Origin of the sequence: Ruminococcus sp. RTP21358st1_G6_RTP21358_211008, from assembly GCF_040908885.1 — a bacterium.
Lineage (GTDB): Bacteria > Bacillota > Clostridia > Lachnospirales > Lachnospiraceae > Blautia_A > Blautia_A faecis.
Genome location: NZ_JBDGDM010000002.1, coordinates 59,035 through 73,589, shown reverse-complemented (window position 1 = coordinate 73,589; position 14,555 = coordinate 59,035). Strand labels below are relative to the sequence as shown.

Genomic DNA, 14,555 nt, shown 5'->3' with positions numbered 1-14,555 from the left:
TCGGGAGCTGACAGCGCAGACAACAAACTATAGTTTATGATACGTAAGGAGAATCTATGAGTACACGTTCCTTTTCTTTTTCCAATGATAATCCACTTTCTACAGAAGCAGTTCTGGTGAATGCCTCATCCTCCAGATACGAAGAGGACTGGCCCAGCATTCCTCATACCCATGCTTTTACGGAGCTTTTTTATGTTTCCAGAGGAAGCGGCGAATTTCTTATAGAAAATCAGCGCTTTTCCATTGCCAGGGATGATCTGGTCATTATCAATCCACATATCCTGCACACGGAAACTTCTCAGAGCGCTGCGCCCCTTTCTTATTATACTGTAGGAGTGGATGGAATCAGTTTTTCTTTCCGGGATCAGAAGGAATTCCAGATTTTCAACTGCCGGAAGATTAATACAGATCTTTTGTTTTATTTTCACTCCCTTTTTCAGGAATTAGATGAAAAAAAAGAGGGTTATGAAGAGATTTGCAGACACACGCTTTCCATTCTTATTGCCCAGCTTCGCAGGATTACAGATTCCGGCTTTCAGCTGGTGCCTTCTTTTCATCCAAGTAAAGAGTGTGCACAGATCAAGCGCTATCTGGATTCTAACTATGGGGAGGACATCAATCTGGATCAGCTGGCTGCATTAAGTCATCTGAACAAGTATTATCTAAGCCACGAGTTTACCCGATATTATGGGATTTCTCCCATTAACTATCTGAACCGGCGCAGGATTGAGGTTTGCAAAAATCTTCTGGAAAATACAGATCACGATATTTCTGACATTGCCCATCTTGCAGGCTTTTCTTCCCAGAGCTATCTGGCGCAGAGTTTTCGGAAATCTTGCGGTATGACGGCTATGGAGTACAGACGAAGCAGGCGTGAATAAACAGAGATATTATTTCCGCGAGGCGTTTTTTGTGAACAAGGTTCACAGAAAACCCGAGAATTGCGGCACGAAATCATCCTGCGTCAATATAGCAGATACTTAATTTTCGATGTACTAGTCACGGAGTGACCAGTAACGTTTTGGCTAAAATGCCAAAAAACAGTTGAAGACACAAGTAAAAACTTGTATAATTACTATAGTAAAAAGTGAAATCATATTAAAATCATATACAGGAGGAAACTATTATGAAAGAAGTGAATGACAAAAAAGAGAGCATGAAGCCTATGAGTCAGGCAGCTGTTGAGCTGGATGATGAAGCGTTGGATCAGGTCAGCGGAGGCCTGAAGAGGCTGGACAGCAGTTGGAAACCAGAAATAACAGAGGTTTGTAAGTTATGCGGCTCCACCAGAAACGTCCGTGGTGGTTTGTGCCTGGCATGCAAAAACAAATGCTAGAGCGTGTTTGAAAAATCATTCCCGCAATCTGCACGCCCCACTTTGCGGTATATTTCGCCCGAATTCAGTTGCCGTAGCCCGCTACGGCGCCCTCATCCGGGCGAAATCTCCCACAAATTGTGAAGCACATCTTGCAGAAAGCCTTTTTCAAACACGCTCTAACAGCAAAAGAAAGGATAAAATTAAAACGGTATTATGCTTTCACGAGAAAAAACAAAGACAGACGATCCGAGGCAGGAGGTAAATGATTATCCTGTGAAAGAAAAATATGTCTTAAGCAGATTATTGCCAGAGTATGTATCTTTATACCGGATAGATCTTAATTCCGGTAAATATGAGATACTGAGGCTGGATGAGAATACCAATGCCAGGAAGCTGGCGGAGACAGATCCCCATCCGGCTGAAATTTTTGATGAATATACGAGAAGATATGCAGACAATTTTATTCTAGATGAAGAGAAAGAAGAGTTTATAGACTGGCATCTCTGCGCAAATATGAAAAGAAGGCTTTTACATGAAGAGAAGCTTACTTACCATTACCACAGTGTTTCAAAGGAAGGGAAAGATAGCTATTATGAAGCCTATGTAGTGAAGGGAAAGACAGATGATGAGACCTTTGATGCTTTTCTTGGATATCGCAATATAGACAGTATCCTTTACAAAGAAAAGGAAATCCAGGAGAAACTGCAAAAAGCATTGAATGAGGCCAGATTAGGAAATGAGATCATTTCCTCCATTGCCAGAACGTACCAATATATTTCCAGAATTGATATCCAGGCGGATTATTTTGAGGAAATTTCCAACAGGGATGTGGAGCATCTGAAATATATTCATTCAGGTACTCTGTCTGAAAACAACAAAAGAGTTTGCCGTGGACTGGTGGCAGAAGAGTATCAGGATGCTTTTGAAAAATTTACAGATATCTCTACACTGCCGGAACGAATGAAAGACGAAGAATCCGTCGTTATGGAATACCGGATGAAGGATGGAAGCTGGCATAGTCTGCGCTTTATTGAGAAGAAAAGGGATGAGACTGGCCGCCTGACCCATGTTCTTTGTGCGATTCGAAGTATCAGTGATGCGAAGAGAAGGGAGCAGACTCTTATATACCAGGTTGCAGAAGCAAAGAAGGATGCGGCGGTTAAAACCAGGTTTCTGTCTAATATGAGCCATGATATCCGAACTCCTATGAATGGGATCATAGGCATGGTTGAACTGGCAAACCGTTATCCCAATGACCCTGAAATACAACAAAAATGCAGGGATAAGATTATGGATTCCTCCAGATATCTGGTTTCCCTTGTAAACGATATACTGGATATGAATAAACTGGAGTCGGGAGATATTGTTGATCAGGAGCTTACTTTTGATCTGACAGAAATCCTGAGCAGGATCAACACAGAAAAGCAGCTTCAGGCAGCTGAGAAAAATATAGAATGCATTGTGGATTGGGAAAAATCAGAGCTAAGTCATATATTATTAACCGGAAATTCTGTTTATTTGGAACGGCTTCTGAATGCGATTTCTGATAATGCGGTGAAATTTACAGAACCAGGCGGAAGAATCCATGTATGGTGTAAAGAGAAGTTTGCAGATGAAAAGCGGGTAGTGTATGAATTTGGCTGTGCAGATAATGGTCCTGGTATGAGCCAGGAGTTTGTGGCACATGCGTTTGACCTTTTTGCCCAGGAGAAGGAAACCAGCCGGTCGAAATATGAAGGCACCGGACTGGGACTTCCCATTGCAAAGAAGCTGGCAGACAGAATGGGCGGCACGATCCGGATCGAAAGTAAAGAGGGAACCGGCACAACTGTGATCATGACAATTCCGTTCAAAATCGGAGAAGCAGAAAAAGCCCGGAAACTGGAAGATTTTGTAAAGGACCAGAATACGATTTCCCTTGAAGGTCTCCGGGCATTAGTAGTTGATGATAATGAGCTGAACAGGGAAATCGCCAGCTTTATCCTGGAAGATAACGGGCTTCTTGTGGATTGCGCCAAAGACGGACTGGAGGCAATTGGGAAATTTGAAAAGTCCGAGCCAGGGTATTATGACGTGATTTTAATGGATATCATGATGCCAAACTTAAACGGCTGGGATACTGCCCGGAGAATTCGTTCCATGAAAAGATCAGATGCAGAGCGCGTACCGGTTATTGCCATGAGTGCCAATGCATTTGCAGAAGACATTATAAACAGCCGGATATCTGGCATGGATGAGCATCTTACCAAACCCCTTGAACCGGCAAGGCTTGTAAATGTACTTAAGGATTGTATCTGGAGGAGAAAACATAAGCTGTAAACAGGCTGTTGATCAGTGGAGGAAGGATGCGTGCAATGAGCAACAGCTGCATCCTTGATCGTTGCAAAATCAGAAAAGAAGCTTGATATTGACAAATATATGAGTTAAAATCAGAAGACATAATTCGTTTATATTTTATTGGTTTATGTCAAAAAATTTGTCAGGAGAAAACAGATATGAGTAGTAAATCTAATACACAGGCAATGGAAACGGAAAAAATCCCACGTCTTTTGGCGCAGCTTGCAATTCCTGCTGTTGTGGCACAGATCATTAATCTTTTGTACAACATTGTAGACCGTATTTATATTGGACACATTCCCGGTGTTGGCGCGGCAGCATTAACCGGTGTGGGGTTATTTACGCCAATTCTTATGCTGATTAATGCCTTTGCCATGCTCGCAGGTTCAGGAGGTGCTCCCAGAGCTGCAATTTCCATGGGAAAAAAGGATAATGCGACAGCGGAAAAGATTCTTGGAAACTGTTTCTCGCTTCTTATTCTTATGGCTGTGGCCCTTACGGTGATTTTTTTCGTTTTCGCTCCACAGCTTTTGACAATGTTTGGTGCCAGTGATAAGACCCTTCCTTATGGAGTGTCATACGCAAGAATTTATATACTGGGAAGTATTTTTGTCCTGATCGTAATGGGAATGAATCCCTTTATCACCACACAGGGATTTGCAAAGATCAGTATGATGACCACTGTGATCGGTGCGATGATCAACATTATTCTGGATCCTGTTTTTATTTTTGTATTTGACCTGGGCGTAAGCGGTGCTGCAATTGCTACTGTTTTGAGTCAGGCTGTTGGTGCCATCTGGATTCTTCGTTTCCTGTCAGGAAAAAAGACCATTCTCCATCTCAGGAAAGAGAATTTCAAATTACAAAAAAATATTATTTTACCATGCCTGGGGCTTGGAATATCCACTTTTGTCATGTTGTCCACAGAAAGTATTCTGTCCATCAGTTTCACCTCCAGCCTTTCAAGATATGGCGGAGATCTTGCGGTTGGAGCCATGACTATTATCACAAGTGTCAGCCAGCTTGCAACCTTACCGCTGCAGGGAATATGCCAGGGCGGACAGCCGATCATGAGTTATAATTTCGGTGCCGGCAATAAAGAGCGTGTTAAAAAAGCATTTTTTACGCAGTTTACAGTCTGCACGGTTTTTACCGGCTGCTTCTGGCTGATCATGCTTCTGTTTCCCAGGCTCTTTGCAGGTATTTTCTCTAATGATACGGATCTGATCACGTATACCGCATGGGCACTGAGAATCTATATGGCTGGTATTTTTTCACTGGGATTTCAGGTTTCCTGTCAGCAGAGCTTTATGGCACTGGGACAGGCGAAAGTCAGTCTGCTGCTTGCATGCTTAAGAAAACTGATCCTGTTGATTCCGCTGATCTTTATTCTGCCGCTTTTCATTCAGAATAAGGTATTTGCCGTTTTTCTGGCTGAACCAATCAGTGATATACTGGCAGCAATCATTACAACTTCAACTTTCTTCAGACGATTTGATAAAATATTGGATAGAAGATAAGAATAAAAGCCATTTGGTTGGATATGTTTCTGACGGAATGGCTTATTTTTTTGCTACGACAACCGAATTCGGGCTGAATATGGCGGAAACACATCTTTATACAATCTTAATACAGAATCAGATACTCTTATACCATCTTTAAAGGCAATTATATATAATGGGTGCAACAAAAAAGTAATCATTCGTAAGGAGTTTTGATCATTTATGCCGAAAAAATCATATAAGAAAAAACATCTGACATCTTTTCAGCTAATAATTCTGGGATTTGCAGGAGTGATCCTTTTGGGAAGCATTCTTTTAATGCTTCCCTTTTCATCTGTAGATAGAATACCAACTCCATTTCATGAGGCTCTTTTTACAGCCACTTCTGCAGTATGCGTTACAGGGCTTGTGGTAAAGGATACCGGAAGCTACTGGTCTCTGGCAGGACAGACAATTATTCTTGTACTCATACAAATAGGCGGACTGGGAGTGGTAACGGTGGCTGCATCTGTTTCCCTTCTTTCCGGTAAAAAAATATCCCTTATGCAGAGAAGTACTCTGCAGGATGCGATTTCCGCGCCTAAGGTTGGCGGAATCGTCAGATTGACAAGATTTATTTTAAAGGGGACATTTTTGATTGAAGCTGCAGGGGCATTGTTACTGCTGCCGGTTTTTTTATGGGATTACAAGGGAAAGGGAATCTGGCTGTCAGTCTTTCATTCTATTTCCGCTTTTTGTAATGCAGGATTTGATATTCTGGGAACATCTGCAAATCCTTTTCCCTCTCTGACCGGGTATTCTGCAAATGTTCTTGTAAATGTAGTGATTATGCTTCTGATCATCATAGGGGGAATCGGTTTTCTCACCTGGGACGATATTTATACCAACAAAATGAAGTTTAAACGTTATCGCATGCAAAGCAAGATTATCCTTGTGACTACTGCATGCCTGATTTTAATTCCGATCATTTTTTTCTTCACCTGTGATTTGAAAAATCTATCCGCAGGGAATCGCTTATTAGCTGCGGCGTTCCAATCGGTAACTACAAGAACTGCCGGATTTAACACGATTGATATTTCAAAGATGAGTGAAGCCTCAAAAGCTGTTATGATATTGTTAATGCTGATTGGCGGTTCACCTGGTTCTACAGCTGGTGGAATGAAAACCACAACGTTTACAGTTCTTTTGTTAAATGCAATTGCCACATTCCGAAGCCAGGAAAATGCAGGGGCTTTTGGCAGGAGGCTGGAATATCATGTGATAAAAAATGCGGCGACAATAGCCATACTTTATTTTACGTTATTTTTTTGCGGCGGACTTGCAATCAGTGTATATGAAGAGCTTCCTCTTTTAGACTGCCTGTATGAAGCTGCTTCAGCTGTGGGAACAGTAGGACTCACACTGGGAATTACACCGAAGCTTCATATGTTTTCGCAAATTGTGCTGATTATACTGATGTATCTGGGGCGTGTAGGTGGTCTGACTCTGATTTATGCGGTGCTTTCAAGAAGAAACAGGGGAAATGCAAAACTGCCTCTGGAGAAAATAACAGTTGGATAAGAAGGAGAAAATATAATTATGAAAAATGTATTGCTTATTGGACTTGGAAGATTTGGAAGACATATTGCTATGCAGCTGAATCAGCTGGGACATGAAATTATGGCAGTTGACTGGAATGAGGAGAGAGTAGATAAAGCATTACCATTTGTGACCAATGCGCAGATTGGTGACAGCACCAATGCTGAATTTTTGCGTTCCCTTGGAATAGGAAATTACGATATCTGTTTTGTAACCATTGGAGGAAGCTTTCAGAATTCTCTTGAAACAACTTCTCTTCTGAAAGAACTGGGAGCGAAACTGGTGATATCCAGGGCTGAGCGTGATGTTCAGGAAAAATTCCTTTTGCGTAATGGTGCGGATAAAGTGGTTTATCCGGAAAAGCAGGTTGCAAAGTGGGCCTCGATCCGTTACACAGATGATCATATCCTCGACTATATGGAGGTGGATGCATCCCATGCGATTTTTGAAGTGGAAGTTCCAGAAGAATGGGTTGGAAAAACAGTAGGAGAACTGGATATCAGAAAACGCTACAATATTAATATTCTGGCAGTAAAAAATGAAGGAGAATTTGGTATTGCAATTTCACCGGATACGTATTTTGAAGAGAATCATAAATTACTGGTATTAGGGGAATACAGAGCCCTTCAGAAATGTTTCCGAATATAATATAGTCATTTGTTATAAAGAGGCTGCTATAGAGGTGAAGACAATGGCAGAAGGAATATTGGCTGTTACTGTATTTTGTTTGTTTGGACTTGGATTTTATATTGCAAATAAAGCAGATCAGTTTTGGGGTGAAATTCAGGAAAATACGGAAGAAAAACAGCAGTCATCGAAGATATTGTTTTTGAATACTCTTTCGGATGAAGAATTGTTAAGAGAGATTCATGAGTGTAAAATTGAATATAAGGAAGCTGAAATTATAATTCTTGATGGACAGTCCGGGTATGAAAAAAAGGATTTTGACCATAATACAGTCGCATGATATAATTGCAAAAACGGCAGAAAAGGGGACTGGCAGGATGAGTCTGGGAATTGAAGAGGATAATAAAAAAACAGACGAACCGGATATTGATATCCATATTATTCCGGATACGGTCAAAACAGAAAACTATCAGAAACGGTCATTTACATGGTATATGGAAAAACCGTCTGCAAAGGATTATTTTCTGACAGTTTTTATATTTGCAGTATGTACTTTGATTGGTCTGCTGTTTCAGAAGCTGGATTTCACAGATACAAATATTGTAACCATATACATTTTGGGAGTTTTGCTTACTTCCATTGTGACAGATGGTTATCTATGCAGTGTGGCCGGTTCTTTCTTAAGTGTCTTTTTATTTTGCTTTTTTCTGACAGAACCAAGGATGTCTTTTCAGACCTATGCGGTGGGTTATCCGGTGACCTTTTTCATAATGCTAATTTCATCCGTACTTACAGGGGCACTTGCGGCGAAGCTGAAAACACATGCAAAGCTTTCTACACAGCTTGCCTTTCGTACACAGATTCTGTTTGATACAGACCGTTTGCTGCAAAAGGCTAAAGGAGAGAGAGAAATTCTTGATGTCACCTGTACACAGCTTCTTCGTCTGCTAAACCGCAATATTACAGCATATGTAGTAGAAAACGGAGCTTTATCAGCGGGAAAGCTTTTTTCCGGTGAGGAAAGAGAGGACGCGGAAGATTTTTTAACACCTGAAGAACAGAAGATAGCCAGATGGGCCTATGAAAACAGACAGCGTGCCGGTGCATCCACACATCATTTTCCACATGCCAAATGCTTATATCTGGCAATTCGGAGCGGGAACAATGTTTACGGTGTAATAGGAATACCGCTGCAGAAAGAAACACTGGACTCTTTTGAATACAGTATCCTGCTGTCCGTGATAAATGAATGTGCACTTGCAATGGAAAATGCCCAAAATGCTATGGAAAAAGAAAAAAATGCAGTGATAGCCAAAAACGAACAGCTGCGGGCAGATCTTCTTCGGGCAATTTCCCATGATCTTCGAACTCCTCTTTGCTCCATTTCAGGTAATGCAGATATGCTTCTTAGCAACAGTGAACGGCTGGATGAAGCTACAAAGCATCAGATCTATACGGATATTTATGATGATTCTGAATGGCTGATCGGAGTTGTGGAGAATCTGCTTTCCGTTACCAGGCTAAATGATGGAAGACTGAAATTCAAATTTACAGATCAGCTGTTAGATGAGGTGATCGCAGAGGCTCTGCGGCATATCAGCCGGAAGCATGACGATTATAAAATCGTAACTGACTGTGAAGAACTTGTTCTTGCACGTATGGATGTCCGCCTTATTATACAGGTTCTGGTAAATTTAATTGACAATGCCATAAAATATACGCCGCCAGGTACTGTAATCAGAATCCGGGGAACTAAAACAGATGGAAAAGCGCAGATAAGCGTGGAGGATAATGGACCTGGGATTCCGGAAGAAATGAAGCCGCATATTTTCCAGATGTTTTATACCGGCAAAACAACAGTTGCGGATAGTCACCGAAGTCTGGGACTGGGGCTGGCGCTTTGTCACTCTATTATAGAAGCCCATGACGGAACCCTGATTCTGACGGACCATGATCCCCATGGATGTAATTTTACTTTTACTTTACCCTTAAGTGAGGTGACATTGAATGAATAAAACATTAATTCTGGTGGTTGAGGATGACAGACCTATAAGAAACCTGATTGTTACGACATTAAAGACACATGACTATAAATATCTGGCAGCAGAAAACGGCTCTTCGGCCATTTTGGAAGCATCTTCTCATCATCCGGATATTGTCCTTCTGGATCTCGGGCTTCCTGATATGGAAGGAGTAGAAGTAATAAAGAAAATCCGTACCTGGTCGAACATGCCGATTATTGTGATCAGTGCCAGAAGTGAGGATACAGATAAAATTGAAGCACTGGACGCTGGTGCAGATGATTATATTACGAAACCGTTTTCTGTAGAGGAATTGCTTGCGCGTATTCGTGTTGCGCAAAGGAGACTTGCAATAACGCAGCCAGGAGAACAGCAGGAAACATCTGTTTTTAAAAATGGTGAATTAGAGATCGATTATTCGGCTGGCTGTGCATATCTGAAGGGTGAAGAATTACATCTTACTCCTATTGAGTATAAGCTGCTTTGCCTTTTATCCCGTAATGCGGGAAAAGTATTGACACATACATTTATTACCCAGCAGATCTGGGGGCGGTGTTCTGAAAATGACGTTGCTTCCCTCCGTGTTTTTATGGCGACACTGCGAAAAAAACTGGAGCCAGAAAAAAATGGTGTGCAATACATCCAGACGCATATTGGAATTGGGTATCGTATGATCAGAATTGAAAGCAATGGTCTGGCCAGGTAATTATTCTCTTAAAAATCATTCTTGAATTATCTTCCTGTTTGTGATAAAATGCCTATTTACAAAAAAGCGGAGGTGCTATATGACATTTTATCAGGAACTTCAGTTGAATCAGGCAGGTTCAAAAGACCTGCTGAAAAAAAGTGAGACCGCAAAAGAAAAAATATATCATCTGTTTGTATATATGGCGAAGGTAGCGGTCACGATGGCATTTTGTTTTTTATTTGTTACTATTTTCAGTATTCTGCTTGGAAATGAGAACAGTATTGTAGGAGTCGTTGTCTTATTATGTCTTATGGTATTTCGAAATGCCGATCTCGGAATCCATACCGGACAGTCTACCATACTTCTGGCTTTGTTTTTCGCAGTTATGACAGTGTGTCCACATCTGGCAAATCAGCTTTCCCCGGTACTGGGAATGCTGTTAAATATTGCTGCATTGGCAGTGCTGATTCTGTTCGGCTGTCATAATCCATTTATGTTTAATCAGTCCACACTCGTTCTTGGATATCTGTTGCTATATGGATATGATGTAACAGGAAAAAGCTACGAGATGAGACTGGTGGGAATGGCAGTAGGAGCTGTACTTACCTGTCTGGTATTTTATCGAAATCACAGAAACCGGGTTTATAAAAGAAAGATACAGGATGTACTGCAGGAATTTGATCTCTCTTCTTCCAGGACAAAATGGCAGTTATGCCAGATCCTGTGTGTACCGGCTGTACTTTGTATTGCAGAGCTTTTTAAAATGCCACGTGCAATGTGGGCAGGTATTGCAGCTATGTCAGCAATCTTACCGTTTATGGAAGACATGCAGTACAGAGTGAAGAAAAGAATTGTGGGAAATATTGCAGGAGTTCTTTGTTTTACAGCATTGTATTTCCTGCTTCCGTCATCCATCTATGCATACATAGGAATCCTTGGTGGAATCGGTGTGGGATTTTCTGCAAAATATGGCTGGCAGGCTGTATTTAATACATTTGGCGCTTTGGCTATCGCTGCAGAGAGTTATGGATTAAAGGGTGCAGTCAGCCTCAGAGTGATTCAGAATATATTTGGTGTTGTTTTTGCTCTGGTATTTTGCGCTGTGTTTTATTGGGGTATGTCAAAAAAAATGGCAGGAGAAAACTGATATAAGTAGCCATTTGGTTGGATGCAATTCTGACTGAATGGCTTATTTTTATGCAATAGAAAATATAAAATTTCAAAAATATATACGCTGAAATCAGCCTATTGCAGTATACGAAATCTCAATAACGTGGTATAGTTAGCTTAAATAGGCTTTTTAGAAAACATGCCGTATTTCATATGGCTTCCTGTAGAGCATTGCATCCGCGGTACCTATGGTTGGGAAATCAGGGAGGAGATTGCAGAGCTTCTGGAATCTGGTCCCATTGATAAACCTACCTTTGGAAGCCATTTTTGCCGGAAGTGCCAATCATTGTAGATTCGCTCTGTTGCGCAGGAGTAACGCCAGAGAGTCATGAACTGGCTCTGGAAGCCATGAAAGCGTGTCAGATCAAGGTTATTTAAGCAATCATGATATCTGGGAAAGGTGATATTATGCATTATATTAGAATTACAAAAGAAAACATTGACAAGGAACATATCTGCTGTGCTATGTCAGGAAAAAACAGTATCGTAAAAAAAGAGTGGTTAAAACAGCGTTTTGAAGAAGGACTGGTTTTTTATCGGAGTGCAGAGCGCGGAAAGTGTTTTATTGAATATATTCCTGCAGAAAATGCATGGGTGCCCATTGATGCAGACGGATATATATATATTAACTGCTTATGGGTTTCCGGTTCCATGAAGGGACACGGCTATTCCAATGATTTGCTGAATGAATGCATTCGTGATGCAAAAGAACAAGGGAAAAAGGGAATCTGTATTCTGTCTTCAGAAGGGCGAAAGAAAGAATTTCTGGCAGACCCGAAGTATTTAAAATTTAAGGGATTTTCTGTTGCAGATACTTCGGACTGCGGAATCACTCTTATGTATTTACCATTTGACACAGATACTGAGCCGCCAAAATTCAAAGAATGTGCAAGACACCCGAAAGTAGAAGAGGAAGGATTTGTTCTTTACTATACAGATCAATGTCCCTTTACCTGTTACTGGGTGCCCCGTGTGGCGGAAGTGGCAAAAGAACACAATATTTCTTTCAGGGTAATTCATGTTACAAGCAGAGAAGCCGCACAGAACGTTCCTGCACCGGTGACAACGTATGCACTATTCAGAGATGGAAGATTTCTGACACAGGGAATACAGTCTGATAAAAAATTTCTGGCTCTTGTAGGCCGGGAATCTGATAGAAAATGAATCGGGATTATTAAGGAGAGAAAAAATATGGTAAAAATTATTTCAGACAGTACCTGCGACCTTTCGCAGGAATTATTGAGAAAATATGATATTGACATTCTTCCGCTTCATATTCTTCTGGGTGACAGTGAATATAAAGATGGAAAAGACATTACCCCTGATCAGATTTTCACCTGGTCTGACGCAAACAAGACAACACCAAAAACTTCAGCCCCTGCTCTGGCAGATGCCATGGAGCTTTTCCGCCCATATGCAGAGGCTGGAAGGGAAATTGTCTGCTTTTCTATTTCTGCAGGTATGTCCACCTCTGGAAATGTGATGCGCCTTGCTGCTGAAGAGCTGGGGGCTTCAGACAGGATAAAGGTAATCGATTCTGCAAACCTTTCTACAGGTATCGGTCTTCTTGTAGTAGAGGCTGCAATTATGGCAAAGAATAACCGGACAGCTTCCCAGATTGTTTCTGAGATAGAGAGGTTGAAACCAAATGTGCGAGCAAGCTTTGTGGTTGATACCCTCACCTATTTATACCGCGGTGGACGCTGCAATGCAGTAGCGGCTATGGCCGGAGGTATTTTAAAACTGCATCCCAGGATTGTAGTAGAAAATGGCGCCATGAATGCTTCTAAGAAATACCGGGGGAAAATTAATTCTGTTATCATGGACTATGTTAAAGATATGGAAAAAGATTTAAAAAATGCGAGACCAGAACGTGTATTCATAACACATTCTGGCTGTAAACAGGAAACTGTAGAGAAAGTGCGGGCTTATCTGGAAGAGCTTGGCGTTTTTGATGAGATATTGGAAACCAGGGCAGGTGGTGTTATATCAAGTCATTGTGGACCTGGCACATTAGGTGTGTTGTATATTGCAAAATCGTAAAGCATGCCCCCCTTTTTATAAAACTGCACAGTATAGTTTTTCATTTGGCTTTGTAATTGTTATTCATCCCTGACACACTTCCATAAATTGCTCAGCTCGCTTTTTTCCTGGCTTTTGATAAATTCATCAACCCCAATCATGGCAGTATCACCAAAATCATCAAAAGCGCTTGCAGGAGTCTTACAGAAAACAAATCGGATACTTGAAACATCGTAATTTGGTGATTCGTCGAAGTGCAATGCAACATCCTTTGCTCGCCGAAGGCTGTTGATTGCTTCTTCTTTTTTACACAGCGACAGCAGAACATCCGCTCGCAGTGCCCAAAGAAATGCTTCGCTTTTGTCCATATATCCCTGTTTTTCGGGATCTTTTAGCCCGGGATAAAAGGCAAGAGCCCAATCCACAAGAGCTAGAGCGTGTTTGAAAAATAAAAGTTGCACAAAACATATATTCGTTTACCCTTTTTCATGTTAAAATAAAGAAAAAGGGGTGTTGATTATGTTGCGCCGATACGAATTAACCGATGATGAATGGAATCGTGTTGCTCCCTTACTGCCACCTGAAAATTCTGGAAAGCAAGGTCGTCCTTCAAAATGTAATCGGACAATTCTAAATGGAATTGTTTGGATTGCTCGCAGTGGGGCTCCCTGGCGGGACCTCCCAGAACGTTATGGGGCCTGGCAAACGGTTTATTCCCGTTTTCGTAAATGGATTGAAGATGGCATCCTTGATAATATTTTTCGTGTCTTGAGCTTAGAAGCTGAATTAACGGAACTATCAATTGATGCCTCTATCGTCCAGGCTCATCAGCATAGTGCTGGAGCAAAAAAAGGGGGCCATCAAACGAAATTGGACACAGCCGTGGTGGAGCCAGCACAAAAATCCATGCAGTTGTAGATGCATACGGTTATCCGGTTTATTTTATGATCAGCGAAGGGCAGCGTAACGATATTAATTACGCAATCCCTTTGTTAGATCATGTCGACACAAACGGAAGCAATGTATTAGCTGACCGTGGATACGATAGCAACAAGCTGATTGACTATATTTATACCCACGGTGGAGAGCCAACAATTCCTTCTAGAAAAGGAGCTAAGTTTGATCGTTATTGCGATTGGTGGCTTTACAAAGAGAGACATTTAGTAGAAAACTATTTTCTCAAATTGAAAGCGTTCCGTCGAATAGCTACGCGTTACGATAAACTGGCTTCAACCTTCTTAGGAATTATATGCATTGCCTCAATATTAATTTGGTTAAAATGAACAACTTAG

12 protein-coding genes and 4 pseudogenes are annotated in these 14,555 nt (G+C 41.3%); 14 read left to right on the top strand and 2 right to left on the bottom strand.

Going from position 1 to position 14,555, the window contains the following annotated elements:
• Window positions 1-56 precede the first annotated feature (56 nt).
• Window positions 57-881: an AraC family transcriptional regulator gene (locus AB5Z12_RS01140; RefSeq protein ID WP_173716000.1), complete on the top strand. Its 825-nt coding sequence runs from the start codon at window positions 57-59 to the stop codon at window positions 879-881.
• Between the two features lie 330 nt (window positions 882-1,211).
• Here AB5Z12_RS01140 and AB5Z12_RS01135 read toward each other — a convergent pair.
• Window positions 1,212-1,466: pseudogene (locus tag AB5Z12_RS01135) on the bottom strand (DUF6783 domain-containing protein).
• Here AB5Z12_RS01135 and AB5Z12_RS01130 point away from each other — a divergent pair.
• From AB5Z12_RS01130 to AB5Z12_RS01075, 12 genes and pseudogenes are all read left to right on the top strand, one after another.
• Window positions 1,404-1,580, top strand: a pseudogene (locus tag AB5Z12_RS01130) (DUF6783 domain-containing protein); the annotation flags it as partial. The pseudogenes AB5Z12_RS01135 and AB5Z12_RS01130 sit on opposite strands and share 63 nt — an antisense overlap.
• Window positions 1,532-3,637 (top strand): ATP-binding protein, encoded by a 2,106-nt coding sequence (locus tag AB5Z12_RS01125; protein ID WP_148462023.1) that lies wholly within the window; start codon window positions 1,532-1,534, stop codon window positions 3,635-3,637. The pseudogene AB5Z12_RS01130 and the gene AB5Z12_RS01125, both read left to right, overlap by 49 nt.
• 176 nt (window positions 3,638-3,813) lie before the next feature.
• Window positions 3,814-5,175, top strand: coding sequence for an MATE family efflux transporter (locus AB5Z12_RS01120; protein WP_148462024.1), 1,362 nt, complete (start codon window positions 3,814-3,816; stop codon window positions 5,173-5,175).
• Window positions 5,176-5,379: 204 nt separating this feature from the next.
• Entirely contained in the window at window positions 5,380-6,717 is a 1,338-nt protein-coding gene (locus AB5Z12_RS01115) for a TrkH family potassium uptake protein (RefSeq protein ID WP_148462025.1), read from the top strand.
• Window positions 6,718-6,735: 18 nt separating this feature from the next.
• The gene (locus AB5Z12_RS01110; protein ID WP_148462026.1) at window positions 6,736-7,383 is read left to right on the top strand and encodes a TrkA family potassium uptake protein; all 648 of its coding nucleotides are present in this window, start codon (window positions 6,736-6,738) and stop codon (window positions 7,381-7,383) included.
• Window positions 7,384-7,426: 43 nt separating this feature from the next.
• Window positions 7,427-7,702: a hypothetical protein gene (locus AB5Z12_RS01105; protein ID WP_148462027.1), complete on the top strand. Its 276-nt coding sequence runs from the start codon at window positions 7,427-7,429 to the stop codon at window positions 7,700-7,702.
• Window positions 7,703-7,739: 37 nt separating this feature from the next.
• Window positions 7,740-9,377, top strand: a complete 1,638-nt coding sequence (locus tag AB5Z12_RS01100; RefSeq protein WP_226815022.1) for an ATP-binding protein — start codon at window positions 7,740-7,742, stop codon at window positions 9,375-9,377.
• Window positions 9,370-10,089, top strand: coding sequence for a response regulator (locus AB5Z12_RS01095; RefSeq protein ID WP_173771418.1), 720 nt, complete (start codon window positions 9,370-9,372; stop codon window positions 10,087-10,089). Before AB5Z12_RS01100 ends, AB5Z12_RS01095 begins: the two co-directional genes overlap by 8 nt.
• Window positions 10,090-10,168: 79 nt before the next feature.
• Window positions 10,169-11,218: an FUSC family protein gene (locus tag AB5Z12_RS01090; protein ID WP_173771420.1), complete on the top strand. Its 1,050-nt coding sequence runs from the start codon at window positions 10,169-10,171 to the stop codon at window positions 11,216-11,218.
• Between the two features lie 180 nt (window positions 11,219-11,398).
• Window positions 11,399-11,619, top strand: a pseudogene (locus AB5Z12_RS01085) (amidase); the annotation flags it as partial.
• Window positions 11,620-11,649: 30 nt separating this feature from the next.
• Window positions 11,650-12,405 carry an N-acetyltransferase gene (locus AB5Z12_RS01080; RefSeq protein WP_148462030.1) on the top strand — a complete coding sequence of 252 codons (756 nt, stop codon included), beginning with the start codon at window positions 11,650-11,652 and terminating at the stop codon, window positions 12,403-12,405.
• Between the two features lie 27 nt (window positions 12,406-12,432).
• Window positions 12,433-13,284 carry a DegV family protein gene (locus tag AB5Z12_RS01075; protein ID WP_148462031.1) on the top strand — a complete coding sequence of 284 codons (852 nt, stop codon included), beginning with the start codon at window positions 12,433-12,435 and terminating at the stop codon, window positions 13,282-13,284.
• 59 nt (window positions 13,285-13,343) lie between these two features.
• Here the strand turns inward: AB5Z12_RS01075 and AB5Z12_RS01070 are convergent, their stop codons facing one another.
• Window positions 13,344-13,724 carry a hypothetical protein gene (locus tag AB5Z12_RS01070; RefSeq protein ID WP_368368532.1) on the bottom strand — a complete coding sequence of 127 codons (381 nt, stop codon included), beginning with the start codon at window positions 13,722-13,724 and terminating at the stop codon, window positions 13,344-13,346.
• Window positions 13,725-13,776: 52 nt separating this feature from the next.
• On the opposite strand from AB5Z12_RS01070, the pseudogene AB5Z12_RS01065 reads away from it, so the two are divergent.
• Window positions 13,777-14,546, top strand: a pseudogene (locus AB5Z12_RS01065) (IS5 family transposase).
• The last annotated feature ends 9 nt before the right edge of the window (window positions 14,547-14,555 follow it).

Excerpts from the sequence above, each read along its gene's own strand:
- AB5Z12_RS01125 (WP_148462023.1), top strand. The coding sequence starts at position 1,532 with ATGCTTTCACGAGAAAAAACAAAGACAGACGATCCGAGGCAGGAGGTA.
- AB5Z12_RS01115 (WP_148462025.1), top strand. The coding sequence starts at position 5,380 with ATGCCGAAAAAATCATATAAGAAAAAACATCTGACATCTTTTCAGCTA.
- AB5Z12_RS01105 (WP_148462027.1), top strand. The coding sequence starts at position 7,427 with ATGGCAGAAGGAATATTGGCTGTTACTGTATTTTGTTTGTTTGGACTT.
- AB5Z12_RS01080 (WP_148462030.1), top strand. The coding sequence starts at position 11,650 with ATGCATTATATTAGAATTACAAAAGAAAACATTGACAAGGAACATATC.
- AB5Z12_RS01095 (WP_173771418.1), top strand. The coding sequence starts at position 9,370 with ATGAATAAAACATTAATTCTGGTGGTTGAGGATGACAGACCTATAAGA.
- AB5Z12_RS01110 (WP_148462026.1), top strand. The coding sequence starts at position 6,736 with ATGAAAAATGTATTGCTTATTGGACTTGGAAGATTTGGAAGACATATT.
- AB5Z12_RS01090 (WP_173771420.1), top strand. The coding sequence starts at position 10,169 with ATGACATTTTATCAGGAACTTCAGTTGAATCAGGCAGGTTCAAAAGAC.
- AB5Z12_RS01075 (WP_148462031.1), top strand. The coding sequence starts at position 12,433 with ATGGTAAAAATTATTTCAGACAGTACCTGCGACCTTTCGCAGGAATTA.
- AB5Z12_RS01140 (WP_173716000.1), top strand. The coding sequence starts at position 57 with ATGAGTACACGTTCCTTTTCTTTTTCCAATGATAATCCACTTTCTACA.
- AB5Z12_RS01100 (WP_226815022.1), top strand. The coding sequence starts at position 7,740 with ATGAGTCTGGGAATTGAAGAGGATAATAAAAAAACAGACGAACCGGAT.
- AB5Z12_RS01120 (WP_148462024.1), top strand. The coding sequence starts at position 3,814 with ATGAGTAGTAAATCTAATACACAGGCAATGGAAACGGAAAAAATCCCA.